Source organism: Paenibacillus sp. LjRoot56 (assembly GCF_964253335.1).
Classification (GTDB): Bacteria; Bacillota; Bacilli; order Paenibacillales; family NBRC-103111; genus Paenibacillus_E; species Paenibacillus_E allorhizoplanae.
In genome coordinates, this window is the sequence record NZ_CAXURV020000002.1 from 405,944 (window position 1) to 430,881 (window position 24,938).

Consider the following 24,938-nt stretch of genomic DNA (forward strand, 5'->3'; position numbering starts at 1 on the left):
TTAAGCTAACGGACAGGTACTCATTTTATGGTAATATAGGAGTAGCTGCCAAGAGAAAAATAAGAGGGAGCTGTTGCGTTAAGTCTAAAGGAGGAATGCATGAATGCAGGATCTAAAGTTATTTGACCCCGAAGCCTTATTTGGACACTTATATAAAAATGCTCCGATTGGGATCGCTTTAATCTCTCTGGATCGCAAATGGATGAATGTTAACCCGGCGGTTTGCAGCATTTTCGGCTATACAGAAGAAGAATTCATGAACTTTCCACTTGAAGATATTCGACATCCTGATGATTGTAACAAGTCTAAGGGTTTACTAACCGAATTATTGGATGGTGCCATCCCTTCATTTCAATTAGAAAATCGGTATTTTAATAAAAATGGTAATGTTGTTTGGACCTCCGTATATGTTTCATTAGTTCGTGATGAGATTGACGGGAAACCTTTGTATTTTATTACCCAATTTATCGATGTAACCAAGAACAAGCTAGCGGAACTAAAGCTGCAAGAAAGTATTGAACGGTATACGTCGTTAAAGAAATACAACCACGATGCGATTATTTCTTTTGGTTTGGACGGCATTATAATCAATGGCAATAATATGGTGCAACAGACGACCGGATATCTCATTGAAGAGCTAATTGGTAATAGAATGTCCAAATTAATTGGCGAAAAAAGTTCAAAGCATTTGCTTTTGGCTTTAAACGATCATTTGGAAATTGAAAAAGTTGAAAAAGACATTACTTTCATTCAACACAAGGATGGTTATTCCGTTGAAGTGTTGGTGACGCTAGCTCCAATTATCATCCAGTCTCAGACTATGGGCTTTTACATCATTGCGAAAGACATGACGGAACAGAAGAAGTTGATCATTGAGAAAGAAGCCGCTGAAAAGACGAATAAAGCTAAAAGCGAGTTTTTAGCCATGATGAGTCATGAAATCCGTACGCCTATGAACGGGGTTATCGGTATGACGGATGTACTTTTAGAGACGGAATTGGATGAAGAGCAGATCGAATATGTACAAATTATTAAAAAGAGTGGCGCTACGCTGCTCATGATTATCAACGATATTCTAGACTTCTCCAAAATCGAATCCGGCAAGACCGAATTAATGGAAGAACCTTTGAATGTGAAAGATATTTTATCAGAAACGCTTAATTTGGTCATGTCTAAAGCTCTTGAAAAAAATCTGGAGATCACGACATCGGTCTGTCCTAAGGTTCCTAGCTTGGTTTACGGAGATATTACGAAGTTGAGACAAGTATTGATGAACTTACTCAGCAATGCCATCAAATTCACTCCTAATGGAGCGATTTCGATCAGTGTTGATACGGTGTCGCAAGACCTGAATTCCGTTCGTCTTCAATTTGCAATCAAGGATACAGGTATCGGTGTACCGAAGGAACAAGCAGGTCATTTATTTGACCCTTTTTATCAAGTTGATCATTTTATGACTCGGAGAACAGAGGGGACCGGATTAGGATTAGCTATCTGTAAAAAGCTTGTTGAGCTCATGGACGGTGAAATCTGGCATGAAGCTTCCAAAGATCAACCAGGATCAACATTCCTGTTCACGGCCAACTTGCGGGTCCAATCCAATCAATTTGACTCATCGCAGTATGATATGTGGCCCCAGAATAATGACATTGTCGAAAATTCAACGGAACAATCATTGAAAATTTTAATTGCGGAAGACAATGAAGTGAATCAAGTTGTGATAAAGAAAATGTTAGAGAAACTGGGTCACAAAACGACCTTAGTACATAACGGAAAAGAAGCCGTGGAAGCTGTTAAGCGTTATCCTTATGATATCATCTTTATGGATATTCAAATGCCTTGGATGGATGGATTAACGGCGACGAAATTAATTAATGACATGTTAAAGGGTAAGAAGCGCCCGTATATTGTGGCAGTGACAGCTCACGCCATTAAAGGCGACAGTGAGAAATATCTATCTGAAGGTATGGATGCCTACATCAGCAAGCCGATCAACATTAATGCGATAGCAGAAATCATTGATCGATATGAGAAGATGAAATTCATATTTTAGATTGTAACAGTTCTCAGTCAAAGCTTAAAATATCTGAAGAGAAAAAGGCTGCTCCGAAAAATTGGTTGGCAGCCTTTTTTGCATTCTTAACCGGCATTCTTATCCGGTTGATGAATACCGAAAATGTTTCCTTCTGTATCGATATAATATCCCTGCCATGCCATGCCGGGAAGCGCGTATTTCGGTATAGCGATGGTACCGCCGAGACGGAGAATTGCCACTTCCGCAGCGTCGTAGTCTCCGACGCCGATGGTGCACGCGAAACCGTTCAATGGCTGGCCGGGATCTGGAGCAGGGCCATGCCGCTGCATGAGTGCACCATTGATGCCCATTTCCTCCGCATCGCCAGTGACGGCGCCGAAATAAGGCATGCCGGCATACTGGCTCCAATCCTCAAATACCCAACCGAAGATTTCTCCGTAAAATGTTTTGGCACGTTCCATATCATTAACGTGAATTTCGAAATGAACAATTCTTCCCATGGTTTCCTCCTAGAATTGGACTTCATCATCTGTTCTCTAGTCAGGGTTTCCATTCCTTGTTGAAATATAAGTTTTTTACAAACGATCTTATTACGGTACTATGACAAGATGTTAGTCGTTTGGAAGGAATCGGTAATTCTTGATAGAATAAATATGAAGTTGATCAGGTAATAAATTGGTACACCTAAGGAGATAAAACTATGGCAAAAAACAAATTACTAAGAATGGACAATGTTGGCATCGTTGTAGAATCTCTTGAAGACGCAATCTCTTTCTTCGAGGAGATTGGCTTGAAGCTCGAAGGGCGAGCTACTGTCGAAGGTGAATGGGCTGGTCGCGTAACCGGGCTGGGTACACAGTGTGTAGAGATCGCTATGATGGTTACCCCAGATGGCCACAGCCGAATTGAACTTTCGCGATTTCTCACCCCACCTACTATATCAGATCACCGAACTGATCCTGTAAATGCCCTCGGTTATCTTCGCGTCATGTTCGCTGTTGAAGACATTGACGAAATGGTATCCAGACTCATCACTAAGCATGGTGCTCAGCTCGTTGGCGAAGTGGTTCAGTACGAGGACTCGTATCGACTCTGCTACATTCGTGGAAATGAAGGGATTCTAATCGGTTTAGCTGAACAACTGAATAATAAATAAGTGACTCTGGGCGACCCTTGGTCCCGGATTCAAGAAGTATAAATTAGACCCCCAGCCCGTTGCTGTGGGTCTCTTTTCCAAAATTTATATTGGTGAATAAAGGGAGTAGTTGAATTGCGAGTGGGTTGGCATTTAAAAAAGTACAACGACATAAAGCTCACAAAAAGAACCTTGATTTAACAAGGTTCTTTTCCATTTGTGGAAATAATTTTGTCGTATTTTTCATAACATGAAAATTCCTCAAATTTTATACGAGAGAGGCAGCTGTTGATTTCTTTCATCGGGCTACTTGTCTTCCGAATTTCCTTATTTTTTAACCACAGGCACCCAAAATTCGCCGTAGAAAGTGCCGTCGCCGTTATCTTTGCGATAAGTCGCATTTGGACCACCAATGTAAGCATAATCTGTGATTTGGGTCAGGACTTCGCCAAAAGCACGGTAAGTCAGCTTATCAAACAAAGTTTCCTTGTCGCCATTCCCTGCGACCACGATGTACTCGCTCTCTGGAAACTCGATGATGCGCGTTGCGTCAGCCACTGATTTGCCAGCTTCTACAGCGAAATAATTCCACGGTTTTCCTTGATAAACCTCATTGACTGACCATTCGCGATCATCTTTTGCCGCGCCTTTGAGTTTATTAAAACGACCGTCTGCCTTGAGTCTGTCCCAAAATTCGGTTTTCTCTTTTTGCAAAGCTGGCATGTCTTGAAAATTCGACTGGATTGAAAAACCATAAGCGGTCAATGTGAATGATTTTTTGTGTTCAAGTGTGTATTCTGCCATGTGCATGCTCCTTTAATCGGTATAACTTCTGGTGGATTTGACAAGGATTAGTTTTTTTCGACTTTATTTACACGAAGCCACATTTCGCCGTAGAATTCACCTGTTTCATTTGCTTTAACGAACGTTGAGTTACCAGGTCCAACGTATTTGTATTCTGTGATTTCTTGGATCAGGCCGCCGAAAACTTTGCCTGTGATTTCGTCAGCAAGGCGGTCTTTGTCAGCACCTGTACCAGGCACGACGAGGTAATCGCCAGCGAGGAAATCAAGGACAACCGCGCCTTCCACGTTGAACTCACCCATTACGCCGAAGCCGCGCCAAGGCTTGCGGTCGAGGTTGTAGTTGATTTGATATTCTTGCCCGTCAGCGAGTGCGAGAAGTTCAGCAAGCTTGCCGTTTTCAGTGATTTCAGCTTTTTTCGCTGCCGTTTTTGCTGCATTACCTGCCCAGTCGTTGTAGTCGTCAAATGAAACACCGAAAGCAGTCATTTTGTAGTTTTCTGAGATTGTGTTGATTGAGTAGTTAGTCATATTGTTCTCTCCTTTGTGGTATTTAATCTTTACAAGACTGATTCTATTCGTCAAATGTATCAAAAATTGATACTTATTATTGGAAAGCAAAAATGTAAAACCGTCAGTGCTGACATTTTATGCTACATTTTTGATATAATAAAATCATGAAGAAAACAGAACGAGTGAACCTGATTATGCGTTACATTAATAACCGCGCACATTTTACGATTGCCGAGATTCAACGAGAGTTCAAGATTTCCCGCGCGACGGCGATCCGCGACATAAACGAGATTCAGGCGATGGGTTTTCCGCTGACGTCCGAGCTTGGGCGCGGTGGTGGATACTTTGTCATGCAAAATCAATATTTGCCAGCCGCCCGCTTCACGCCAGATGAGCTGAAGGCGATTTTTATCAGCTTTATCGCTTCGAAGAATTCACAGCTGCCTTATCTGCAAAATCGCCGCTCAATCACTGAGAAACTTATCGGCATCGCATCGCAAACCCAGCAAGATGAGCTGATCGAGCTGAATAATATCTTGCTTTTCGAAAATACGAATCCCGCCAATCCGCATCTTTTGGAGCTCGATGACGCGGCGCCTGCAGAGCTAAACCAGCTGATTTCGCTTGCTGTGCGGGATAAACATTTACGTGTGACATATGAGCTGAGTCTTGGCTGGCCACAGTTACTGGACGTTTATTTGCTTCATATATTTAACTCGAACGCTCAGTGGCTGGTCGAGGTTTATAATTTTGATACGGATGAGTTTACTTATCTACCTGTTGAGATGCTACGGGATTCAGCAATTTCTGAGCAGGAGATGAAGTGGACTGAACAAGAGATTTTAAACAAGAAACTGCTTCGTGCACGTGAATCCAATCTTGTTGTGAAACTTGATACGATTGGGATTCAGCGCTTTAAGCGTATGCACCCGCCTGGGATAATTTTGTCTTTAACTGGGATGTTTCAGTCGAGCGGGATTTTCAATGTTCAGTTGGATGTGACCGATGTTGAGGCGCTGGCGTATTATGCGGATTGGCTATTGTTTTTGGGGCAAGGGGTCAAGTTCGAGCGGATTCCTGATGAACTGCGTGTAATTTTGGAAGAGCGTTTAGCCACTTTAAGATTCTCTTGAGTCGTACCTGAGATTTTTCTTTTTTGCGATAAACCAGTAGAGAATTTAACGAATTAGCAAAGTGGAGATATTTAACGCAAATGGAAGTAAGATGCTGTCGAGTGACAAGAACACCGTTAAAACGAAAGTCGCTTAATACGCGGATTTTTTTATTAGTAGTGCAATCGGACATCTGCACCGAATAGGAGATAGATGACATGGCTTTCGGAATATCCAGACATGAACTGAATGAATGGAAAAGCAAATGCTCACAGGGGGAAATTGCCTTTTTGACGCATTATTGGGTAGAGCCTCGTTTTCCAGGAGTGAAGACGATCACGAAGGTGGGCTGCTGTGATCTAGAACGATTGAAGGAATGGTGCTTGGCGAATGGTTTAAATCCAGCTTACATACATTTTCGTGAAGAATATCCACATTACGATCTAATAGGGAACAAGCAGATTGAAATCTTAAAGAAAGAACATTTGACCGATCATTTGCTCAGATTCAAGCTTTGGTAACGAGAAACGAGATTTCAATAAAAATATGAAGGCAGCCAGTCTAGACGGATTGGTTGCCTTTTCTCAAGCAGACTAATGTAGATTTTCTGCAAACTAAGCCATTTCCTCTCTACTCACCAACACTTTCTTCTCCCATGCTCTGCTTCTCCAGCGTAATAATAACAGAAGTCCTCTGACCCCTTCGTCCATGATGAACACGCACCACATCCCTACCAACCCGTACCCCAGATGGACACCTATCCAATAAGTTAGCGGGACGCACAGTCCCAATATGACACTTGAGCCGACAAAGAGAAGAAATCTCGCGTCACCAGTAGCTCGAAGAGCCTCTCCAATGACAATATTCAAACAGCGTACAGGCTCTAGGAGGAAACCGTAGGTCAATAAAAACGCACCTAATGTGATAATTTCGACGTTATCCGTAAACATACCGATCAATTGTTTTCTGAACAAAACGGTCAACGTAACCGCGGCAAGTGATAGAAATAAACTAAGTATCAAACTACGAAACAATTGCTTGTAGGCCTCTTCCTTTTCTCCTGCACCCACCAATCGACCAATGATGATTTGCGTCCCGCGTCCCAAGGAAATGGCCAGTACCATGATGAACGTCATGATATTTTGGGTGTAAATCCGAGTGGAAAGCATCTCAGCGCCTAGTTGAGTGATAAAATAGGTCGTCATCAGTTGACTGATGGAGTATATGAGCTGGCTCCCGGCAGTGGGAATACCGATGGTTAATATCTTTTTTATTTCTGCGAATCTCGCTTTGTAAAAGTCACGGAAGGATAAGTTCAATCGAACGATTTTGGTTAAAATGATGCTATAAATAACTAGTCCGAGTAATTGGCTGAATACGGCTGAAATGGCGACACCTGGTATGCCGAGCTTAGGAAAGCCGAGAGGACCGAAAATAAATAAAATACTGCCGGTCAAATTGACGAGATTGATTCCCAAGCTGACCGTCATTGTGTATCTCGTATAACCATGCACCTGAGTAATGGCCGAAATGGTCAGATTGATGGCTTGAATAAATAAGGAACAACCAACGATCGATAGGAAGATGCGCGCCTGCTCCAGTGTCGCTGGTTGCAAGCCGAAGGGCTGCAGCAGCTGTTTGCTGAAGCAAACGATACATACACTTATGAAGAAGCCGAATATACAATTAAGCGAGATGGCCCCAGCGGCAAACTTCTTGACATCTCTAAGTTTATTTGCACCCAAATATTGAGAAATGACGATGGCTGAACCGGTTGAAACCACCTGGAGCAGCAAGAATAAAAAGATAATAAGCTGGTTGCTGACGCCTACCGCGGCGACGGCTTCATCCGACACATGACTGACGATGAACGTATCAGAGGTTCGCATAAACACGAGAAGTGACGATTCAATAAATAAAGGCCATGTAATAGCAAATAAATTTAACTTTTTAGGATTCGTCATGGGGATGGTACTCCTTCGATAGTCCTCGATATGGATCTCTTCTTTATTTTGAGGTATAACGAAATCGTTTTCATTGCGAAATTTGTGCAAATGAATGCTTAAATTGATGGGAATTCGTAATTAAATGCCGATTTTATGTTTATAGAATGTGAGGCAATTGATGGCGATACATTTTGTTGCAGCCATTGCGTAACTTTGGCGTGTAGGGAGGGATTGTTGGGATAATCTAGAAATTTTAATGGTAGAAAAAGAAAGGTGTTGTGATGACGGATGTTTTTAGTTAATTCTCGTGCAATTATTGAAAGAACCTGTAATGGATCCATAGAGATTGTGGTTCAGACACGAAATAAACCTGGAGAATCTCAACGGATTGAACTTCCTGGTGGGAGAATTGAACAGTATGAATCATTAGTCACAGCACTCATTAGGGAAGTTAAGGAAGAGACTGGACTTGATGTAGTAGAAATTGAAGGTGAGGATACAAGGATTGATACCGTGGGGGTGGATCCAAGTTTTGAAGTGGAATGTATTCAACCATTTGGAGTGTATCAAACCTTAAAAGGTCCTTTTGATTCGGTAGGTGTTTACTTCCGTTGCAAAGTACAAGGCGAGTTACTACAATTAGGCGATGAAACGAAGAATCCTAGGTGGATTAGCGTAGATGAATTAAGACAATTGATGAGTGATGATCCCTTACAATTCTCGAGTGTAGATAGAGCGGGAGTTATATTTTATTTGAAATATATGGAGCAGAATTAAGAAAGAACAACTTTTACAAAAGTGGGGTGCTCCATCTGAACGGGAATATTCCGAGGAAAATACATATCATAGGCTCAGTCGGAAGCGGTAAAACCACCCTTGCTAGAAATTTATCTCGCAAATACAGCATACCCTACTATGAATTAGATAACGTAGTTTGGAAAAGGCATGAAGATGAAGATATAAGAAGATCTGACGAGGAAAGAGATAATCTTTTGAACGAAATAATGTCTTCAGACCGATGGATCATAGAAGGTGCTCATAATCATGATTGGGTTTCCAAATGTTTCCATAATGCTGAAATAATCATTTTCTTGGATACACCCTATGTGGTACGAATTATTAGGATCATAAGAAGATTTATTTTGCAAAAACTTGGAGTCGAAAAAGCAAATTATACACCAACATTTAAAATTTTCATGAGAATGTTTGAATGGAATGCTGGCTTCGAAAAGAAAAGTAAACCGAAGATTTTGGATATGTTCCGTCAGGATAAGATGAAGTCTTTGATTATAAAGGATAATCGTAGGATAGACCAGTACTTAAATGAAGTCTAACAACGAGGTTTTATCTTGGAGGAAATGGGAAATGAAAATAACGAAGCTCATTGGTTTACTCGCTTCAATTGGTTCAATGATCCTTTGGATAATTTTCGCTTTGTTCAATCCTTACACCCATGAGCGTGTCGAGAATGACGTTTTGGTAATTACATTATTTACGCTATTTATTCCAGCATGTGTAGCATTGTTAGCGACAGTTATTAGAAGGCCATCGCTAATGTTTATTGCATTTGTGTGGTCACTTCCTATAAGTTTATATACCGCAATGACCCCGAGTATGTTTAAAATGTTTGGAATTACTTCAGTTATGTACCTGATTGCGGGTATTTTGATGATTAGGGATGCTAGGTCTCGACACAGATAAAAGGAGGATGACACAAAGATGACGCCAAAACATTTTCTTTCTGCAGCAACAATTGTACTTAATGATCGTAACGAAATTCTATTAATCAAGGGTCCTGAACGAGGTTGGGAAATGCCCGGTGGCGTGGTTGAAGAAGGCGAATCGTTAAAAGATGCAGCGATTAGGGAAACTAAGGAAGAGAGCGGAATTGAGATCGAAGTGACCAAATTTTGTGGTATTTTTCAAAATGTCACTCAGTCTATTTGTAACACGTTGTTTTTAGGTAGACCAATCGGAGGAGAGTTAACAACGAGTTCTGAGTCTCTCGAGGTAGGCTTTTTCCCAATTGAAAGAGCTTTAGAGATGGTGACTTTTCTGAATTTCAGGCAGAGAATAGAATATTGTTTAAATGAAGAGGATCAACCGTTTTGTGTGGACTTTTTGGAAATTCCGCTGTAAGTCGGGGCATAATCCCGAGGATTGATGTGTGTGAGTCAATCCTGGGGAGCCCTTCTTATCGCTATTCGTTCATTCTCTATCAACAGGTTGAATCGATATCTCCGCACGTGGCAAGCAGTCAGTTATTATCAACGCCAATCCTCCGCTGGTTCGAAGCGAGCTTCGTACGTTACAACCCGTGCCAACAACTATATACGGTACTCCCTCAGTTAGATTGATCAGCATGCTAAATGCTTGTTCAGCTTCCCCGGCATAGTGAAATTCCGCACGGTATTCCGTGAATTCTTCATTGAAGTGTTGTTGCAGCATCCACACATTGAAGCCAGTAGAAACTTTGCCTAGTTGATAATAGGAAGCAAACCAATTGATGACAGGGGCCGATAAACCGCCGAAATGATGCCATCCTGCGCCACGGCCTGTCTGTACGATAAAATGCTCGTAACAATTGTAGGTAGCCTCGGTCTCGCGTTTCCATAATTCTAGAGCGGTATTGGCTATGCGGAAAGCATAATCAGGGAAACCCAAGTCGAGCATTGTTTTCCAGAAAAACCACTGATGCGGCATCCAGACCGCACCGTTCCAATAACCATCCGCTCGATAATAAGGTGCGCTTTGGTCAACGGTTGATAAGCCAATTGATGTCCATAAGCGGGCTTCATCAAACAGTGCGGTAATTAAACGGTTTGCACGATCGCTATCACAGACACCAGCAACCAGTGGGTAGAGGCCGTCCATCCCCATGTTGTAATTGGCACCAGAGGCATGATGTAAATGGCCTACAGATTCGCCCTGCTGATTATGTACTACATAACCGTAGAAGCCGGCTTTTTCATCCCATGCATGGGCTTCCAACGCTTCGCTCCATAGCCGAATATCCTCTTCGTATCCCCGAATATCCATTTGCCAATCATCAGACATTGCTGCTGCCATCTTAAGTATCTTGGCGATTCGAATCGCTTGGCTCGTTGTAATGATGGGAGCAACTGTAGCTTCCAGATCGTGCTCATGCACGTATTTCTGTGGTGGATAGTCGTCCCAGCCCCCTGAGTTATAGAAATAATCCCATGTTTTCAGTAGTCCGGTACGTAGTGTATTGGTCGTTGAACTGCTGGTTTTGCCAGCGAAGAACAAGTAATATTGCCGCAATCGCGGGTAAAAATGTTGCAGGAAGTCAGGAGATTGTCCGTGATTCCACAACTCTTGGAACACATAATGCTGCACAGGTACGGGGCTGCCGTGATGTATGAAAGCGGCTTGTGGGTCACCAGGCTCCGTCATATAAGCATTCAAGCAATCCATTGCCCGCTGAGTATCGATATCCGAGAAGCCGAGTCCGATAAACCCAGAATCCCAAGTATACAGCGAATCCCACCATCGGCCAGGTGTACTGTGCCTTATATATGTTCGTTTCGTATAGACGGGATAGACGGTATTCGTTAGTAAAGTAGCACGCATGAGCTGCTGGCTGAACGCATAGCGATCACCGGATGGATAGGAAGGAGGCGGATTCAACTTGGTACGTTCAGCTTGATAGATCGACTCGCACTTCTCATAGTCAAGTGTAAAGTTGGACATATAGGCAAGCACTTCTTCGTAAGTCCCCGAGCAAACCATGCCGTGAAGTATCATGGTTGAATCGGGGAGTAAATGAATAGGACGTATAAACACATTTGTGTAATGACCCTTTCCATTTCCCTGCAAAATGTCATCGACGTGATTATGTACGGTATGGCGGGCAAAGCGATCCAATTCGTCATTTCGGATCTGACGAATCTGGGCATTTGAATAATTCCACAGGAGGCCATAATGAAAGGGACTGTCTGGATATCGAAGAATGAGACTTCCTGGAACGGGACCTGGTAGTAATTCAGGCTCAATATGCCAAGGACGATCAATGAAAGCGACATCTTTGCATGCGCTGCGCTCAAGGAGTGTGAATCCGTCAATGATCGTTGGACTAGAGCCCAAAGCGTTGTGCAAGCTAAGAGTGACCTTGCCAGCAGAAAGTTTCCCCACGGGAAGCTCTGCAACGATCAATGTGCCTGACGGCTCCAAGAGAAGACTATGTCTCTCCTGTCCAAGTCCAATCTCAAGCTCCCCTCCTTGCGCCGCTTGATAGCGTAACAGAAGCACACCATCTTGTAAGGGGGTTGTGACATTTACTTCATATTGCAGCATGTCACCAACATCTTCTCCAAATTGGCATCCGATTGCCGATCCGCCTGTATAATGCTGTCCACGAATCTCTCCACGTGCAAATCCATCATAGACTAATCCATCGGAAGGTCGCGGTTGTGCGAATGTCAATTCGCTGTAATCTAACGCATCCACCCACGCTACACCCTCAGGAAGCTGTGCATCCGCGTATACATGAACTTCACCGTGTCCTGGAAGCCGAGGCGGCTGAAGGGAAGCCATCCAGTGCAGCACAAGATTCTGTGGATGCTCCGTGTGATTGGCCAACGCAGCGCGGATGAGACGGCTATGATCGTCAATCCGACTGAATGAAATATCAGCGTAGACACGATCCTTCCACTCCAGCTCATGGCGGTGGGAAAAGAAGCTGTAATCCGGTGTAGCTTCCCAAGGATGATAGCCGGATTCCCATAAGACACTTGGAATATCTATTTTTCTTCGATAGAACCCAGGCATGAAACTCAGATCAAATCGTAACCCTCTCGCCGGATCACTAATATGAGAGATACCCATGTATTGTTTGGTGTAAGGTCCCCAAGCAGGCAGTCTAAGGTCATGATCAGTGGTGAGGCTGTCAAATTCGTGCATGAAGTATCACTCCTTTTACAGATGTCATATTCACTTTATTTTAAAATAATTGAAAGCTAAAAGCCTCTTGATAGCGGATCAATTTATCTTGAAAACGGACATTCGTGATATGATAGCAGGAGTATATGAAAGAAAGGACAATAATAAAATGGCCGTAAATTTGACCGCTTACGATAACGAACAAGTCGATTATGCAGACCCGAATTTCCGGATTAAAATATGGACGATTAGTCATCCAATTCAAGCGACCATTCAATATGGTCCCTGGCACTACCATGAGGAAGTGGAGTGGATCACGGTTCTGAAGGGGACGATGACCATTGAGACGACACAGCAAACATACACGTTGCAAGCCGGCGATGTGGTGATGTTAGGTTCGAATGAGCTTCATCGGTCTCACAAATACGGACAATCTCCTCTGATATACATTGTTTGCCATGTTGATATGTCCGCTTTCATGGACCCATCGTTGCTATCCTATCTGGCCGCATTTAGTGGTAGATCAGCCAATTTAACACGGTTGAATGACGCGTTGAGGAAATATCCGTTAAGCATTCAACTCATTCATGAGCTCCTTATTCAGATGCTTCGAGAAATAACGGATAAAGGGAGAGGTTACGAACTTGCCGTAAATGCTAGTTTGAAAAAGCTCCTATACACGCTGATTCAAATTGACGATGAGCAAATTATTGAACCGATGGATCATCAACTAGCCCTCAAATTGCGCCCTGCGTTAGCCTATATTGAACAGCAGTTAGAATCGTCTTGCCAGATCACAGATATCAGCTCTAAGTTGAACTACAATAGCAGTTATTTTACCAAGCTGTTCAAGAAAGGAATGGGGATGACGTTTACGTCCTATGTGCAAATGCGTAGAATGAAACGAGCGGAACAACTCTTGTTGACAGAGACATGGTCGGTAACAGAAATAAGCGGTAGAGTCGGCTTTACAAGCCCTGCCCAGTTTTATCAGTTGTTTAAAAGGCATTTCGGCTGCAGTCCGAGACAGTTTGTTGAGAGAAGGAATCTCCAAAAAATGTGAATAATCCATTTCGATATATTACGGCCCCCAACACGGCAACGTGGTGGGGGCTATTTGACGCATTCTTTATACGAATTTCCAAAGATTAAATTATTACAAAATTAATTTAAATTAATACATTTTATTAAAAATTCTGGCGAGTATAATTTTTTACATGAGATATCCTGATTTGTAGCGCAAATTGCTGGAGAAAACAACTTTGTAGTGGGAGGGATGATATCGTTGAAAGCGGTTTTAGGAAAGTATCAGGACAATATGAATCTAAGAAGAAAGAACAGTTTCGTATATTATTTAAAAAGAGATTTTCTACTATATGTGCTCTTACTATTGCCAATGTCCTATCTAATCCTATTTAAATATGCGCCAATATACGGCGTAGTGATGGCTTTTCAGGATTATAACATTTTCGAAGGAATTAGCGGGAGCGAATGGGTTGGGCTTGACGTATTCAAATTCATTTTTGAACAAAGTAGTTTTTACCGTGCGCTTAAAAACACACTTGTTTTAAACTTTCTGGATTTAGTAGCAGGTTTCCCGGCACCCATTATAATGGCTATTTTGTTGAATGAAATTCGGCATGTCAGATTAAAAAAAGTGACTCAAACCATTTTATATTTACCGCACTTTTTATCCTGGGTCATTATTGGCGGTATGGTCTACCTGATGTTTTCTTCAGGAGGCATGGCGAATAGCGTCTTATCTAGCTTTGGTATTGGTCACATGGAGTTTCTTTCACAAAAAAACAACTGGCTAATCATGTATCTAGCGGTTGGGGTGTGGCAAAGTGCAGGATGGGGTACAATCATCTACTTAGCATCAATCATTGGCATCAATAAGGAGTTATATGAGGCTGCAGATATGGATGGGTGCAGCAGACTTCGTAAAATATGGCATATTACTTTGCCTGGCATAAAACCGACCATTATTATTTTGCTTATTTTGCAAATTGGAAGGATGCTCTCGATTGGGTTTGATCGGCCCTTTGTCATGGGGAATTCCCTAGTAAGTGAATACTCGGATGTCATCAGTACATTTGTATATCGAATAGGAATTGGGTCTGGGGATTTCTCGCAAGCAACAGCAGTTGGATTGTTTCAATCGGTTGTAGGGTTAGTATTTTTAGTGACAGCAAATTATATTGCCAAAAAAATTGGTGAGCAGGGAATTTGGTAGGGAGTGTGAGTTTGTTGAGCAAGAAGATGAGATTTAATTGGGTTGATATGGGTATTATCGTATTCATCGTAGCTGTATCCATTACATGCCTTGTACCATTTTTGTATATGATCGCGCTTTCTCTAAGTTCGAATAGTGCCATTATTTCACAGAAGGTAACACTTTGGCCGGTAGAATTCACACTTGAGACCTATAAAACGATCTTAAGTGATGTAGAAATGATCTATACGCTGGGGTATTCCATTGTGCTTACCATTGTATATACACTCATTTGTATGTTTTTAACGATATGTGCTGCGTATCCGCTTACAAAGAAGAGATTGAAGGGAAGAAGCTTTTTTTTATCGATTTTGGTCATTACCATGTACTTCAGCGGTGGATTAATTCCAAGTTATTTGTTGGTGAAAAATTTAGGAATGATGAATTCCATATGGAGCTTACTATTGCCTGGTGCGATGAGTGTGTTCAATTTAATTATTCTAAAAACATTTTTCTCATCACTTCCAGAAAGTTTGGAAGAATCGGCCTCTATAGATGGTTGTAACGAACTAGGGATACTTTTTCGAATTGTTCTTCCGCTTTCTTTGCCGTCGATCGCAACTTTAAGTCTCTTCTACGCGGTAGACAGATGGAATGGATTCCAGGATGCTCTCTTTTACATAACCGATAAGAATTTGTATCCCATGCAATTAAAGCTATACCAAATCATTACGGCAAATCAACAGTTAGATACCCAGCAAGGTGAAGGTAGTGTTGGTGCTTATATTGTTCCTGAATCATTGAAAGCTGCAAGTGTCATGTTTGCTACAGTTCCTATCTTAGTGGTGTACCCTAAACTTCAAAAATATTTTGTTGAAGGTGTCATGACGGGCGCCATTAAAGGCTGAGACATAGGTTACTCAAGCAAGTTGGTTGTTAATAGGATGAAAGGTGGTGGTTCAGTTACCGATCAGCTACGATTAGATCATTATGTGAACGAAACTCGAAATCATTATAAGATAAAGGTGAGGTTGAACAATGAAAATACAAAAAATGTTGGTTATATTACCAGTATTAACACTCCTAACAAGTGCATTGGCCGGATGTAGCAGCGATAATAAAAATGAAAGCAAAGCAACGTCAGCGACGACGACATCAGAAGCCCCTTCTGCAAAACCTTCAGGTCCACCGACTACACTAACGGTTGAAATATTTGACAGAGGCATTCAGGGGCAGCCTGATCTAAACAATAATACGTGGACAAGGTATATTAATGATAATTTTGGCAAGCAAAATAATGCGATTGTTAAATTTATACCAGTTCCTAGGAACCAGGAAATTGATAAGCTCAATGTATTGATGGCAGCGGGTGAGGCACCGGATATTTCGTTTACCTATGACAGCCCGACCGTCTCAAGATACGCTAAGGTGAATGGTATCCTTCAGTTGGATGATTTGTTGGCTAAACAGGGTAAGGAACTAACGAATTATCTAGGTAAGACGGTTCTTTCTTATGGACTTTTCAACGGGAAACAGATGGCGATCCCTGCTAAAAGAACTTCACTGGCTTGGGGTGGTATGTTTATTAGAAAGGATTGGCTAGATAAATTAGGGATGCCGATTCCTACTACGAGGGATGAGTTATATAATACGCTAATTGCGTTCCGAGATAAAAATCCAGGTGGCGTTAATGGTGTGATTCCATGGGGATTGGCAGCAACAGGTTTTAATTACAACACTGGAAATCTAAGTGAATCTTACTGGGGGAAACAGTCAGAGGAAGAATTCGTTACAGCTCCGAACTGGTTAAAACCCGGAAATAAGGATGCACTAAAGTTTCTTAACAAGCTCTACAATGAAAAATTAATTAGCCCTGATTTTGCGTTAGACAAAACAGCCAAGCAAGCGGATGCAGATGTTACTAACGGTAAAGTCGGATTCTTCAGTGCAAACTGGGATTATCCATTACGTCAAAATATCAGTGTACCTTTAAAAACAAATGTGCCTAGCGCAAACTTTGTACCTATTGATTTTTTCAAGAATTATGAAGGGAAATATAAGAAAATTGCGTACAACGAAAATGGCGTGAATGTGTTTATCCCTAAGAGCAGTAAAAATGCAGAATTGGCAATTAAATATCTAAACTGGATGTCCGACCCCAAAGTATTATTCTTTCTGCAATACGGTCAAGAAGGGGTTAATCATAAGATGGTAGATGGTATTCCACAGGTTATCAATCAAACAGGTGACAATATGCAAACCAGCTATCTAAATCTAGATCTTACATTGATTGTGAATGGTGTGGAGCTTGGTGATCAGCAGAAGAATATCAAAGCATTAGCTGCATCGGCTCCGGGACTCGAAGCTGTTGCAGAACAATCCTACAAAATAAATACGACGGACACGTACACGGGTTACTTCTTTGATACACCAAGTGAATCCAATATTAAGTTTGGCAAAACGCTTGGGGATATGAACAAACAAATGACGGATAAGCTAATCGTCTGTAAGCCAGCAGAATTCGATAGTTTGTACGATAAGCTCGTTGCAGAATATATGGCAGCAGGCGGGCAGGCCGTTATGGATGAGAATGTGAAGATCTACAAGGCTATGCAAACAACTAAGAAATAATAAATTTGCTTTATAGCGTACAAAGCCTATGGACATAACGGCGTTATATCCATAGGCTCTTATTATGGAACGTCTACAGTAGTCAACTTGTTATCTCGCTACCAAAGAGTTAATATTTTATAACGATCAAATAAGCTGACACAGGGGGTACTTATGAATCGTGTTATTATTGTAGATGACGAACCATGGGCGATAAAAGGAATACGGAACGCATTTAACTGGACGAAATACGGGTTTGAAATTACTGGCCAATTTACCAGTGTTCATAAAGCATTTGATTTTATTTGTGAGGATCGTCCTGATCTGGTTTTTACAGACATAAGAATGCCTGAGATTTCTGGCCTTGATCTTATGAAAAAGACCAAAGACATGGGATTGGATGTTGAATTTGTTATTGTAAGCGGTTTCGCTGAGTTTGCTTATGCGCAGGAAGCCCTAAGGTATGGTGCGCTGGATTATTGCCTAAAACCTTTAGATATTGAGATGGCAGATCCATTAATAGAGAAACTGGCGTTGCACTTTTCTACGAAGAGAGGTATAAAAAATAACCAGATCTTAGAGGCGCTAACCTCATCGGATAAAAGTGAATTGAATCGTTTAACTCAGTTATTTGATCATTCAACGGACTACTACTTCCGTGTATTTATCATGTATGCAAATGGTGAGAAAAAGCATGATCATGACATAAGTGCTTTCAATTTTAAACCTACATTGACAGTTGATTTGGGATCAAGAAAGACACTATATATTCTCAAAAGTGAGAATATAACGGATTTGGATGTTCGATTTGATTCAGCCGTTTTCAATGATTTAGATATAAAAGCGGTAGGAATCAGTAGCATTTCGAATCAATATGATCATATGGCAAAGCTTATTAAAGAAGCAGATATCGCTGCGTCAACCGTATTTATAAATGAAGCCAATGGTATCTTTGAGTATGAACAAAAGCTTAATTTGGCTAAGCCGTATATAGATGGTATTTGTTCTATTATTCAAGAGAAAAAGTTTGAAGAAATGGACGACATCTTGGATAGACTCATGTATTACTTTGATCACAATAAGTTAGGGATGGGAGAGGTCGTTTATTTATGGAATCAAGTGGTGAGCAGCTTGGTTGGCAGCTATTACGATGAGCTGCAATACATGGAACTTGATTTCCTGAATTATTCTGAACTGAAGGAGCGTTTTGAAACTTTTGAGTCATTGTGCAGTTTTTTAACTGACATTATGACGTACGTAAAGCAACTGAACTATCAATCTGCGAATGAAGGGGATAAAAACTCCTATTTTGCCCAAATGGTGAAATACATCGACACTAATTTTCAGAGCGAGCTCTACCTTAAAGATTTATCCGTGAAGTTTTTAATCAATCAAGTCTATTGTTGCCAACTATTCAAGAAGAATTTGGGCAAAACCTTTTCAGAATATGTCACTGATTTGAGGATTAAGAAAGCTTGTGAGCTTTTGAAACATACCGAATTGTCCATTGATGAAATTGCAGCAAAAGTAGGCTATATGGATTATTATTATTTCAACAAAGTATTTAAGAAACAAAGTGGGATTACGCCTACGAAGTTCAGAAAGAGTTGAGGGTCGGGGTGGGGAATTTGCAGATTAGTAGGCTGAAACTAAAGCATCAGATATTACTGATATTTTTATTTTCGGTTATCATTTTTTCAATAATGGAGTTTTATTCCTATTATAGCTTCTATAATCTGACGCAGAACAGAGCTGCAAATTATGGGAATAAGATCATTGAACAAACAAGCCAAAAGATAAATTCCGTTTTTAACGATATAAAAGTTAGTACCAAAATAGCTGTTGATAATAAAAAAATACAAGAATTTACGATCGCTGATGATGATTATAAGCGGAGTTTTGATATAGGTACATATGTAATTGAACTTATGGAATATATGAGATCCTTTAATTCCTATGTGAATGGCATTGTTATTAATGATAATCAAGGACGACGAGTCCATAGTACGGGAAACGGTGATATTTTTTATTCGAAAAAATACGAAGAATTTATTAGTAGCTATAAAAATGATAGGGATTCAGTTGAAATAGGACAGTTTACAAACCTTCTAAAAGACGAAAAAACTGGAAACGAATATTTCTTTTATATAGCACCCATTATTGAATCGATTGGCGGGGTTCAATTCTCTCAGAGGACAGGCTATTGTTCTATTATGGTGAACACGGAAAAGTTGAAAGAACTGGTTGAGAATACGGAATTAACGCCTAACTCTACGTTGTACATTCTAAACAGCCAAAATGAGGTTATTGTATCAAATAATGCAAATTTCCGTGGTATTTTGTACGAGGATATCCTTTCCGTAGATCGGAACCGTTTAACTAATGGGGTAAAAACGACAATTAATGATGAAGAGGTAATCGTCCAGGAAAAAGATTTGGAGCAGGCTGATGGCTGGCGTATTGTAAGTATTATTCCAGTGCAAGAGTTGACAACAGACATGAATGCTATTAAAAACATCAGTATCATAGCTGGCATTGGTATCATTCTGAGTATGATTATTCTGGGGTATTTCTTCTTAAATAACCTGACACGACCTGTTATGGGCCTTATAGCAGATATGAAGAAAATTGGTAAAAGAGATGTAGGGTTTAGAGTGAAGGTGCGTTCAACCAATGAAGTCGGCGTGTTGGCTTATGATATCAATCGCATGATTGACAAAATGGAAGAGATGACAAGCAATATATTCCACACACAAGCAAGATTATATGAGTCTGAGCTCAGCAAAAAACAGGCTGAATTCTCAGCCTTACAAAGCCAAATAAATCCGCATTTCCTTTATAATACATTAAACTGCATAAGCAGTATTGGGCTTGAATACGGCAGCAAGGAAATAGCGATGATCACTTCATCGATGTCAAAGATTTTTCGATATAGTATTAAAAAAGACGATCTTGTGATGATCAGTGAAGAAATTCAATGCATCCAGGCTTATCTGAAAATTATTTCAATTCGCTATGAAAACAAGTTTGATATGGAAATAAATGTGGATGAAAAGATTCTAGAAATGAAAACGCCTAAAATGATCTTGCAGCCTATTGTTGAAAATTCAGTCTATCATGGACTTGAAAGTATGGACGCCGGAGGACATCTTCGTGTGAGCGGACAGATAGATGCCAATGGCGATGTCTGTTTTCAAATATCGGATTCTGGAAAAGGGATAGGTAAAGATCAGCTCGAAAGCATGAAAGCGAAACTGAATATGGCCTACTCGGAGAGAGTGGAAAACAGCTTTGTTGGGAACAGTATCGGGATTTCCAATATAAATAACAGAATACAGCTGCTGTTTGGAGAAGGTTATGGGGTAGGGATTGAAAGTGAGATTGGTCACGGCACTACGGTGATCGTTAAGATTCCGTGTATGTGAGGGACTTGCTTGAACTATTTTCCACTTTCTGGCGTCTTTATGATGCTTGAATGTTGTGAAACTGATACGTGGAGTGAACTATCATGCCTTGGCCAATGGTACATTTTAGCATTGCAGAAAAATGTTTTGATCATGATCCATCGCCAGAATTTTTGCTGGGAAGTATCGCACCTGATGCCATTCATATGAGAGCGAATACCACTAGGAAAGATAAGGGTAGAACTCATTTGTGTGAGGATGACGGTACGATGCCCAATCTTCAAACCTTCTCTGATTTTTGTAAACGACACATAACGCACAATGACCATGATAATGATCAATTTATACTTGGATATGTCTCACATCTGTATGCTGATTTAAAATGGACTGAGACCGTTTGGAATGATTATGTCGATAAAATGAAACCTGTGATAGACGGACAAAATGAATCTATTAAAAGTCGATACAATATAGAGGTTTGTCAAATTGATTATAATTTGTATAGGAATGAAGCTTGGTCAAATAAGATTTTCGATTCTTTGCTAAAAGCTAGAGAATATTCAGTTCCTGACCTACTCACTAGCAAAGAAATTACGCAGTATCGTGCGCACATCATGCAGAATCTTAGAAATGAAGAAAAAGAACCTTGTATTGTACCCATTTATATCACGGATGACATTGTGAAGTTGTTTATTAAAGACACCGTAGATGAGCTGAAAAGTCTAATAAAAGCTTGGAAGAATGGTTAGCAAAATAACAATACGCGGCGCTGAATATGTGAACGGAATTACTATCCGTAAGACAATCGGTTATAATTGTTTAGGTAACAATTGTTTAATTTGAAAGGAGTACAAGTATGGAATTTTTGTTATTAAAGAAAGACGTGACAGAGCAGTACTGCCGGAAAATTTTGATGCCTGAAGGCGCAACAGAAATCTTGATGAATATCACCGATCAAATAAATAATGATCCAAAACTTTTGGATATTTACATGGAATTTTATAAGAAAAATATTGAAAGTGGCCATTGGACAACCGTTTGGGAACCGCTGGCTATAGATTCTTATGTAGAAGAAGTACTCGGAAATTCGGCTTCCCTGTTTTATTTGCATGCAGCACTACAAAGACTGCCTCTTGCCGAGCAGAAGTATGCCGAAAGAGGACTGAGTGAAGAGTTATTTGTAGAAACCTTAAGGGATATCGGTGTATGGGTTCAAAATGCCTACAATTTAGTAGGGTATTATGCCATTAGAAATTTCAGTTGGATCTGGAGGCATCTGGAGGCCAGAATGTTTCGGATTGGTGGCATGCAGTTTATTGCAACGAATTTTTCTGGCATCGTTAAAGGCTTTTACAACGCGAAAGAAGATAGTTTGTTGCTGTTATGCAGTGCTGGCATGGAGTTAAGAGCAAATGGTGATAAGCAAGGTGTTTGCAATAAAGAGAAGACTATGGATGGATTTGTGACGGAATATGAGGAAACAGATGATTATTTCATTGGAAATCCAATTACACCTGATGGCAAAGGTTTAAACGAACCCGTGAAGCTTAAGCGGGATGAATGGGAAAAAGTATTAGACAAGGAAGATACGATGCTTGAGATTCATATCCCGAGAGATACGGCTTTTGATATGGAACAAATCAAAGACACCTACATACAAGCCAAGAAATTTTATGCTACGTATTTTCCAGAAGTCCAATATAAAGGTATGGCATGCCATACATGGCTTTTTACGCCACAACTTAGGGAAATGTTACCGCCTACTAGCAATATCGTCAGATTCCAAGAGCAATTCTATCTCTATCCGACGGCGGGTTCGGTGCGTTTTTTATGGAATTTTGTATTTAATGAGTTGACCGAAGTAAAGGATGCGAAACCGGATACATCGTTAAGGAGAAAGGTCCTTGCTTATTTAGAAGAAGATAAAGAGATCTTTGATATGAATGGCGTATTTCTTGATATATGTGGTGATTTCGGAACGGTTACTTATCAAAAGGAAGTCAACTAGGAACGCTATCAAGAATCGGTAGTGGAGGAGCTTGCCGCGGGGCATTGCTCCTTTTTGCTGTTCGCCTGACGATACTAACAACTTTGTGCTTCCAGCAAATAGATGGATTTTCTGTAGTTAATTTTTAAGATTTTCCCGTCGAACGCAGAATAAATGGATAACCTACAGTTAATTTTAGCCATTTCACCCGATCTGAGCAAAAGAGCCAAATTTAACTACATGTTTTCCAGTTAGTATAAGTATGTAGCGTCGTACTACATCGCAAGTGGTGAGGAGGTTTTTTCCGATCCATATTGAAATAGTAAAAAATACGCCTGCTAGTTTAGAAGCAGTCTGTGTATAGGAGGAGTTAATGAATTGAAGAGACAATGGACGATTTCACCTTGGACAAAGGAATGGGACCTACAATTTGAGAAAGAGTCCAATGTTTTAGGGGTAATTTTTCAGACTGAACTTGTTGACATCCATCATGTTGGAAGTACCTCGGTGCCTTCAATTGGTTATGCTAAATCGATTATCGACATTTTGATCATTGTGAAAGATATTGAACAAGTGAATGTATATAACGAGCAAATGATCCAAGCCGGATACCGAGTAAGAGGAGAGAACGGCATTCCGAATAGAAGGTACTTCACTAAAGGGGAGTTACAACGAACACATCACGTTCATATTTACCAGAGGGGTGATTCAAGGATACTAACCTATTTGGATTTTAAAGCATATTTGATGCAACATCCATCTGAAGCTGAAAAATACGGTCAACTCAAGCTGGACATACTAGCGTCCTATCCGAATGATCAATACCAACAAGTGAAGGAAAATCGCATCAATCACTTGGTTGAGAAGGCTCTGCGATGGGGAGAAGAAGAAAGGAAGCGAATGGAATGAGTAGGAAGAACATGGTTGCCGGGATACTAGTATCCTTGATTGTACCTTTATTAGCGTATTTTGCAATGGTTGCTAGTGTCAATCTTAGTAGTTTACAAGAGCCTCAAGAAGATTTTCAGTATCATGATTCTTCCTTCACCGTGGTTCATATAGATCCATTCATGTTTCCAGTCATTGCTGTAATTACTTTCATTATGTATGCAGCAATTTCTAGGGTCGTGCGATACGTTAGGCGAAAAGCATAGGGACATTTGAGGTTAAACATACTTATTATGAGTCTTCACGTGCTTCTATACATAGAAGCAATGTTGTTCGCTGCCTCTAGCAGTGCTTCGCGGAGCTCCAATGGTTCCAAGACACGGACCATCGTCCCAAAGCCGAGCAGAATTTCGCATGCGGAGCTCTGCGTGTTGAACTCCAGATCTGCTTTGCGCCAAATCACGGTGGCGCTTGCCGGGCTGGTTGCTTCTTCGTGTCCCTCGTGCCATGCGACTACGCGAACGAAGCGGGTCTGCTCAAGCCGAGTGGAGACGCTCGGATGCACAAGTGCTTGAGCCGCATACTGTGGAAGTCCACTGCGGAACAAGTCGACCGAACGCTGCCAATAAGCAGCGAGGTTGAAATGATCCGGGCGCACCACCGGCTCATCCAGTAAGGAAGCATCCTGGATGCGTGAAACACGATAGGTACGTGGTTCTTGTTCGATGCCAGCCGCAACGAGATACCAGAGTGACCCCTTGAGGACAAGCCCAAGAGGGCTCACAACTCGTTCGCTTGCTGCCGCGTCACCACCTGAGGCGTATAGTAATCGCAGTTGACGGTCTTCCCACACGGCCTCCTGCAGGAGGGACAACCATGGTAATTCTTCGACATTGTGATGCCAGCCTACTGCATCCACGTAGACCCGTTGTCGCATATAATCTGCATCGCGTCGCAAGGTAGGAGAGAGCGAAGCGAGCACTTTCAAAACCGCGGCTTCATAAGCATCGCCGAAACCTAAATCGGTTAAATGTCGATGGGGCTCAGCGGCAAGTAATGCCAATAGCTCGTCTTTGTGCAGGCCTGCCCAATCTGCCCGATACCCTTCCATTAGCCGCCATCCACCTGCAGCTCCGCGTTCCGCATAGACGGGAACTCCCGCTGTGCTTAGCGCTTCCATATCCCGATGAATGGTCCGTTCCGAGACTTCGAGTCTTGCGGCTAACTCTCGAGTTGTCATGCCGCCGCGAGTTTGCAACAGCATCATTATTTGCAATAACCGGTCCGCTCTCATCTGCATCCCCCCAATGTAATTTGATTCTAACATACATATATGACAACAGGTGACATGATACAAAAGGTATGATGCTACTAACGTTAAGTTCATA

At 41.2% G+C, this 24,938-nt stretch carries 24 protein-coding genes; 18 read left to right on the top strand and 6 right to left on the bottom strand.

The window, feature by feature from the left end; all coding sequences use genetic code 11:
• Positions 1-103 precede the first annotated feature (103 nt).
• The gene (locus ACSQ8O_RS14515) at positions 104-2,053 is read left to right on the top strand and encodes a PAS domain S-box protein (RefSeq protein ID WP_436242258.1); all 1,950 of its coding nucleotides are present in this window, start codon (positions 104-106) and stop codon (positions 2,051-2,053) included.
• 86 nt (positions 2,054-2,139) lie between these two features.
• Here ACSQ8O_RS14515 and ACSQ8O_RS14520 read toward each other — a convergent pair whose 3' ends face one another.
• Positions 2,140-2,535 carry a VOC family protein gene (locus ACSQ8O_RS14520; protein WP_436242259.1) on the bottom strand — a complete coding sequence of 132 codons (396 nt, stop codon included), beginning with the start codon at positions 2,533-2,535 and terminating at the stop codon, positions 2,140-2,142.
• Between the two features lie 200 nt (positions 2,536-2,735).
• Between ACSQ8O_RS14520 and ACSQ8O_RS14525 the strand changes: the two genes are divergently transcribed.
• Positions 2,736-3,191, top strand: coding sequence for a VOC family protein (locus ACSQ8O_RS14525; RefSeq protein ID WP_436242260.1), 456 nt, complete (start codon positions 2,736-2,738; stop codon positions 3,189-3,191).
• 306 nt (positions 3,192-3,497) lie between these two features.
• Here the strand turns inward: ACSQ8O_RS14525 and ACSQ8O_RS14530 are convergent, their stop codons facing one another.
• Together ACSQ8O_RS14530 and ACSQ8O_RS14535 are read right to left on the bottom strand one after the other, a co-directional pair.
• A complete protein-coding gene (locus ACSQ8O_RS14530) occupies positions 3,498-3,974 on the bottom strand; it encodes a GyrI-like domain-containing protein (RefSeq protein WP_056619875.1) in 477 nt (158 codons plus the stop codon).
• A 47-nt stretch (positions 3,975-4,021) separates the two neighbouring features.
• Positions 4,022-4,504 (bottom strand): hypothetical protein, encoded by a 483-nt coding sequence (locus ACSQ8O_RS14535; protein ID WP_436242261.1) that lies wholly within the window; start codon positions 4,502-4,504, stop codon positions 4,022-4,024.
• A 146-nt stretch (positions 4,505-4,650) separates the two neighbouring features.
• Here ACSQ8O_RS14535 and ACSQ8O_RS14540 point away from each other — a divergent pair, with 146 nt between their 5' ends.
• Positions 4,651-5,619 (top strand): helix-turn-helix transcriptional regulator, encoded by a 969-nt coding sequence (locus ACSQ8O_RS14540; protein ID WP_436242262.1) that lies wholly within the window; start codon positions 4,651-4,653, stop codon positions 5,617-5,619.
• Between the two features lie 197 nt (positions 5,620-5,816).
• Positions 5,817-6,119: a hypothetical protein gene (locus ACSQ8O_RS14545; protein ID WP_436242263.1), complete on the top strand. Its 303-nt coding sequence runs from the start codon at positions 5,817-5,819 to the stop codon at positions 6,117-6,119.
• A gap of 93 nt (positions 6,120-6,212) precedes the next feature.
• Here ACSQ8O_RS14545 and ACSQ8O_RS14550 read toward each other — a convergent pair whose 3' ends face one another.
• Positions 6,213-7,562, bottom strand: coding sequence for an MATE family efflux transporter (locus ACSQ8O_RS14550; RefSeq protein ID WP_436242264.1), 1,350 nt, complete (start codon positions 7,560-7,562; stop codon positions 6,213-6,215).
• 270 nt (positions 7,563-7,832) lie between these two features.
• Between ACSQ8O_RS14550 and ACSQ8O_RS14555 the strand changes: the two genes are divergently transcribed.
• From ACSQ8O_RS14555 to ACSQ8O_RS14570, 4 genes are read left to right on the top strand one after another with little or no spacing between them, the layout of a single operon-like run.
• Complete coding sequence (locus tag ACSQ8O_RS14555; protein ID WP_436242265.1) at positions 7,833-8,321, top strand: NUDIX hydrolase; 489 nt, start codon at positions 7,833-7,835, stop codon at positions 8,319-8,321.
• A 35-nt stretch (positions 8,322-8,356) separates the two neighbouring features.
• Complete coding sequence (locus ACSQ8O_RS14560) at positions 8,357-8,878, top strand: AAA family ATPase (protein ID WP_436242940.1); 522 nt, start codon at positions 8,357-8,359, stop codon at positions 8,876-8,878.
• Positions 8,879-8,909: 31 nt separating this feature from the next.
• The gene (locus ACSQ8O_RS14565; protein WP_436242266.1) at positions 8,910-9,245 is read left to right on the top strand and encodes a hypothetical protein; all 336 of its coding nucleotides are present in this window, start codon (positions 8,910-8,912) and stop codon (positions 9,243-9,245) included.
• An 18-nt stretch (positions 9,246-9,263) separates the two neighbouring features.
• Positions 9,264-9,683, top strand: coding sequence for an NUDIX hydrolase (locus ACSQ8O_RS14570; protein WP_436242267.1), 420 nt, complete (start codon positions 9,264-9,266; stop codon positions 9,681-9,683).
• Between the two features lie 69 nt (positions 9,684-9,752).
• On the opposite strand, the gene ACSQ8O_RS14575 is transcribed toward ACSQ8O_RS14570, so the two are convergent.
• Positions 9,753-12,467, bottom strand: coding sequence for an MGH1-like glycoside hydrolase domain-containing protein (locus ACSQ8O_RS14575; protein ID WP_436242268.1), 2,715 nt, complete (start codon positions 12,465-12,467; stop codon positions 9,753-9,755).
• A gap of 148 nt (positions 12,468-12,615) precedes the next feature.
• On the opposite strand from ACSQ8O_RS14575, the gene ACSQ8O_RS14580 reads away from it, so the two are divergent.
• The 10 genes from ACSQ8O_RS14580 (at position 12,616) to ACSQ8O_RS14625 (ending at position 23,816) form a co-directional block, all read left to right on the top strand.
• The gene (locus ACSQ8O_RS14580; protein WP_436242269.1) at positions 12,616-13,509 is read left to right on the top strand and encodes an AraC family transcriptional regulator; all 894 of its coding nucleotides are present in this window, start codon (positions 12,616-12,618) and stop codon (positions 13,507-13,509) included.
• Positions 13,510-13,764: 255 nt separating this feature from the next.
• Positions 13,765-14,682 carry an ABC transporter permease gene (locus ACSQ8O_RS14585; protein WP_436242941.1) on the top strand — a complete coding sequence of 306 codons (918 nt, stop codon included), beginning with the start codon at positions 13,765-13,767 and terminating at the stop codon, positions 14,680-14,682.
• Between the two features lie 26 nt (positions 14,683-14,708).
• Entirely contained in the window at positions 14,709-15,569 is an 861-nt protein-coding gene (locus tag ACSQ8O_RS14590) for a carbohydrate ABC transporter permease (protein WP_436242942.1), read from the top strand.
• A gap of 130 nt (positions 15,570-15,699) precedes the next feature.
• The gene (locus ACSQ8O_RS14595; RefSeq protein WP_436242270.1) at positions 15,700-17,292 is read left to right on the top strand and encodes an extracellular solute-binding protein; all 1,593 of its coding nucleotides are present in this window, start codon (positions 15,700-15,702) and stop codon (positions 17,290-17,292) included.
• Positions 17,293-17,445: 153 nt separating this feature from the next.
• A complete protein-coding gene (locus ACSQ8O_RS14600; protein WP_436242271.1) occupies positions 17,446-18,882 on the top strand; it encodes a response regulator transcription factor in 1,437 nt (478 codons plus the stop codon).
• A gap of 8 nt (positions 18,883-18,890) precedes the next feature.
• Entirely contained in the window at positions 18,891-20,696 is a 1,806-nt protein-coding gene (locus ACSQ8O_RS14605) for a sensor histidine kinase (RefSeq protein WP_436242272.1), read from the top strand.
• A gap of 83 nt (positions 20,697-20,779) precedes the next feature.
• Positions 20,780-21,424 carry a zinc dependent phospholipase C family protein gene (locus ACSQ8O_RS14610; RefSeq protein WP_436242273.1) on the top strand — a complete coding sequence of 215 codons (645 nt, stop codon included), beginning with the start codon at positions 20,780-20,782 and terminating at the stop codon, positions 21,422-21,424.
• A gap of 107 nt (positions 21,425-21,531) precedes the next feature.
• The gene (locus ACSQ8O_RS14615) at positions 21,532-22,683 is read left to right on the top strand and encodes an acyltransferase domain-containing protein (protein ID WP_436242274.1); all 1,152 of its coding nucleotides are present in this window, start codon (positions 21,532-21,534) and stop codon (positions 22,681-22,683) included.
• Positions 22,684-23,040: 357 nt separating this feature from the next.
• Complete coding sequence (locus ACSQ8O_RS14620; protein WP_436242275.1) at positions 23,041-23,571, top strand: GrpB family protein; 531 nt, start codon at positions 23,041-23,043, stop codon at positions 23,569-23,571.
• Positions 23,568-23,816, top strand: a complete 249-nt coding sequence (locus tag ACSQ8O_RS14625; protein WP_436242276.1) for a hypothetical protein — start codon at positions 23,568-23,570, stop codon at positions 23,814-23,816. The genes ACSQ8O_RS14620 and ACSQ8O_RS14625 overlap by 4 nt, the downstream gene beginning before the upstream one ends.
• Positions 23,817-23,851: 35 nt before the next feature.
• Here ACSQ8O_RS14625 and ACSQ8O_RS14630 read toward each other — a convergent pair whose 3' ends face one another.
• Positions 23,852-24,844 carry a helix-turn-helix transcriptional regulator gene (locus tag ACSQ8O_RS14630; protein ID WP_436242277.1) on the bottom strand — a complete coding sequence of 331 codons (993 nt, stop codon included), beginning with the start codon at positions 24,842-24,844 and terminating at the stop codon, positions 23,852-23,854.
• Positions 24,845-24,938 lie beyond the last annotated feature (94 nt).

Excerpts from the sequence above, each read along its gene's own strand:
- ACSQ8O_RS14525 (WP_436242260.1), top strand. The coding sequence starts at position 2,736 with ATGGCAAAAAACAAATTACTAAGAATGGACAATGTTGGCATCGTTGTA.
- ACSQ8O_RS14515 (WP_436242258.1), top strand. The coding sequence starts at position 104 with ATGCAGGATCTAAAGTTATTTGACCCCGAAGCCTTATTTGGACACTTA.
- ACSQ8O_RS14550 (WP_436242264.1), bottom strand. The coding sequence starts at position 7,562 with ATGACGAATCCTAAAAAGTTAAATTTATTTGCTATTACATGGCCTTTA.
- ACSQ8O_RS14590 (WP_436242942.1), top strand. The coding sequence starts at position 14,709 with ATGAGATTTAATTGGGTTGATATGGGTATTATCGTATTCATCGTAGCT.
- ACSQ8O_RS14535 (WP_436242261.1), bottom strand. The coding sequence starts at position 4,504 with ATGACTAACTACTCAATCAACACAATCTCAGAAAACTACAAAATGACT.
- ACSQ8O_RS14555 (WP_436242265.1), top strand. The coding sequence starts at position 7,833 with ATGTTTTTAGTTAATTCTCGTGCAATTATTGAAAGAACCTGTAATGGA.
- ACSQ8O_RS14520 (WP_436242259.1), bottom strand. The coding sequence starts at position 2,535 with ATGGGAAGAATTGTTCATTTCGAAATTCACGTTAATGATATGGAACGT.
- ACSQ8O_RS14580 (WP_436242269.1), top strand. The coding sequence starts at position 12,616 with ATGGCCGTAAATTTGACCGCTTACGATAACGAACAAGTCGATTATGCA.
- ACSQ8O_RS14565 (WP_436242266.1), top strand. The coding sequence starts at position 8,910 with ATGAAAATAACGAAGCTCATTGGTTTACTCGCTTCAATTGGTTCAATG.
- ACSQ8O_RS14570 (WP_436242267.1), top strand. The coding sequence starts at position 9,264 with ATGACGCCAAAACATTTTCTTTCTGCAGCAACAATTGTACTTAATGAT.
- ACSQ8O_RS14630 (WP_436242277.1), bottom strand. The coding sequence starts at position 24,844 with ATGAGAGCGGACCGGTTATTGCAAATAATGATGCTGTTGCAAACTCGC.
- ACSQ8O_RS14545 (WP_436242263.1), top strand. The coding sequence starts at position 5,817 with ATGGCTTTCGGAATATCCAGACATGAACTGAATGAATGGAAAAGCAAA.
- ACSQ8O_RS14600 (WP_436242271.1), top strand. The coding sequence starts at position 17,446 with ATGAATCGTGTTATTATTGTAGATGACGAACCATGGGCGATAAAAGGA.
- ACSQ8O_RS14585 (WP_436242941.1), top strand. The coding sequence starts at position 13,765 with ATGAATCTAAGAAGAAAGAACAGTTTCGTATATTATTTAAAAAGAGAT.
- ACSQ8O_RS14530 (WP_056619875.1), bottom strand. The coding sequence starts at position 3,974 with ATGGCAGAATACACACTTGAACACAAAAAATCATTCACATTGACCGCT.
- ACSQ8O_RS14540 (WP_436242262.1), top strand. The coding sequence starts at position 4,651 with ATGAAGAAAACAGAACGAGTGAACCTGATTATGCGTTACATTAATAAC.
- ACSQ8O_RS14575 (WP_436242268.1), bottom strand. The coding sequence starts at position 12,467 with ATGCACGAATTTGACAGCCTCACCACTGATCATGACCTTAGACTGCCT.
- ACSQ8O_RS14610 (WP_436242273.1), top strand. The coding sequence starts at position 20,780 with ATGCCTTGGCCAATGGTACATTTTAGCATTGCAGAAAAATGTTTTGAT.
- ACSQ8O_RS14615 (WP_436242274.1), top strand. The coding sequence starts at position 21,532 with ATGGAATTTTTGTTATTAAAGAAAGACGTGACAGAGCAGTACTGCCGG.
- ACSQ8O_RS14625 (WP_436242276.1), top strand. The coding sequence starts at position 23,568 with ATGAGTAGGAAGAACATGGTTGCCGGGATACTAGTATCCTTGATTGTA.
- ACSQ8O_RS14595 (WP_436242270.1), top strand. The coding sequence starts at position 15,700 with ATGAAAATACAAAAAATGTTGGTTATATTACCAGTATTAACACTCCTA.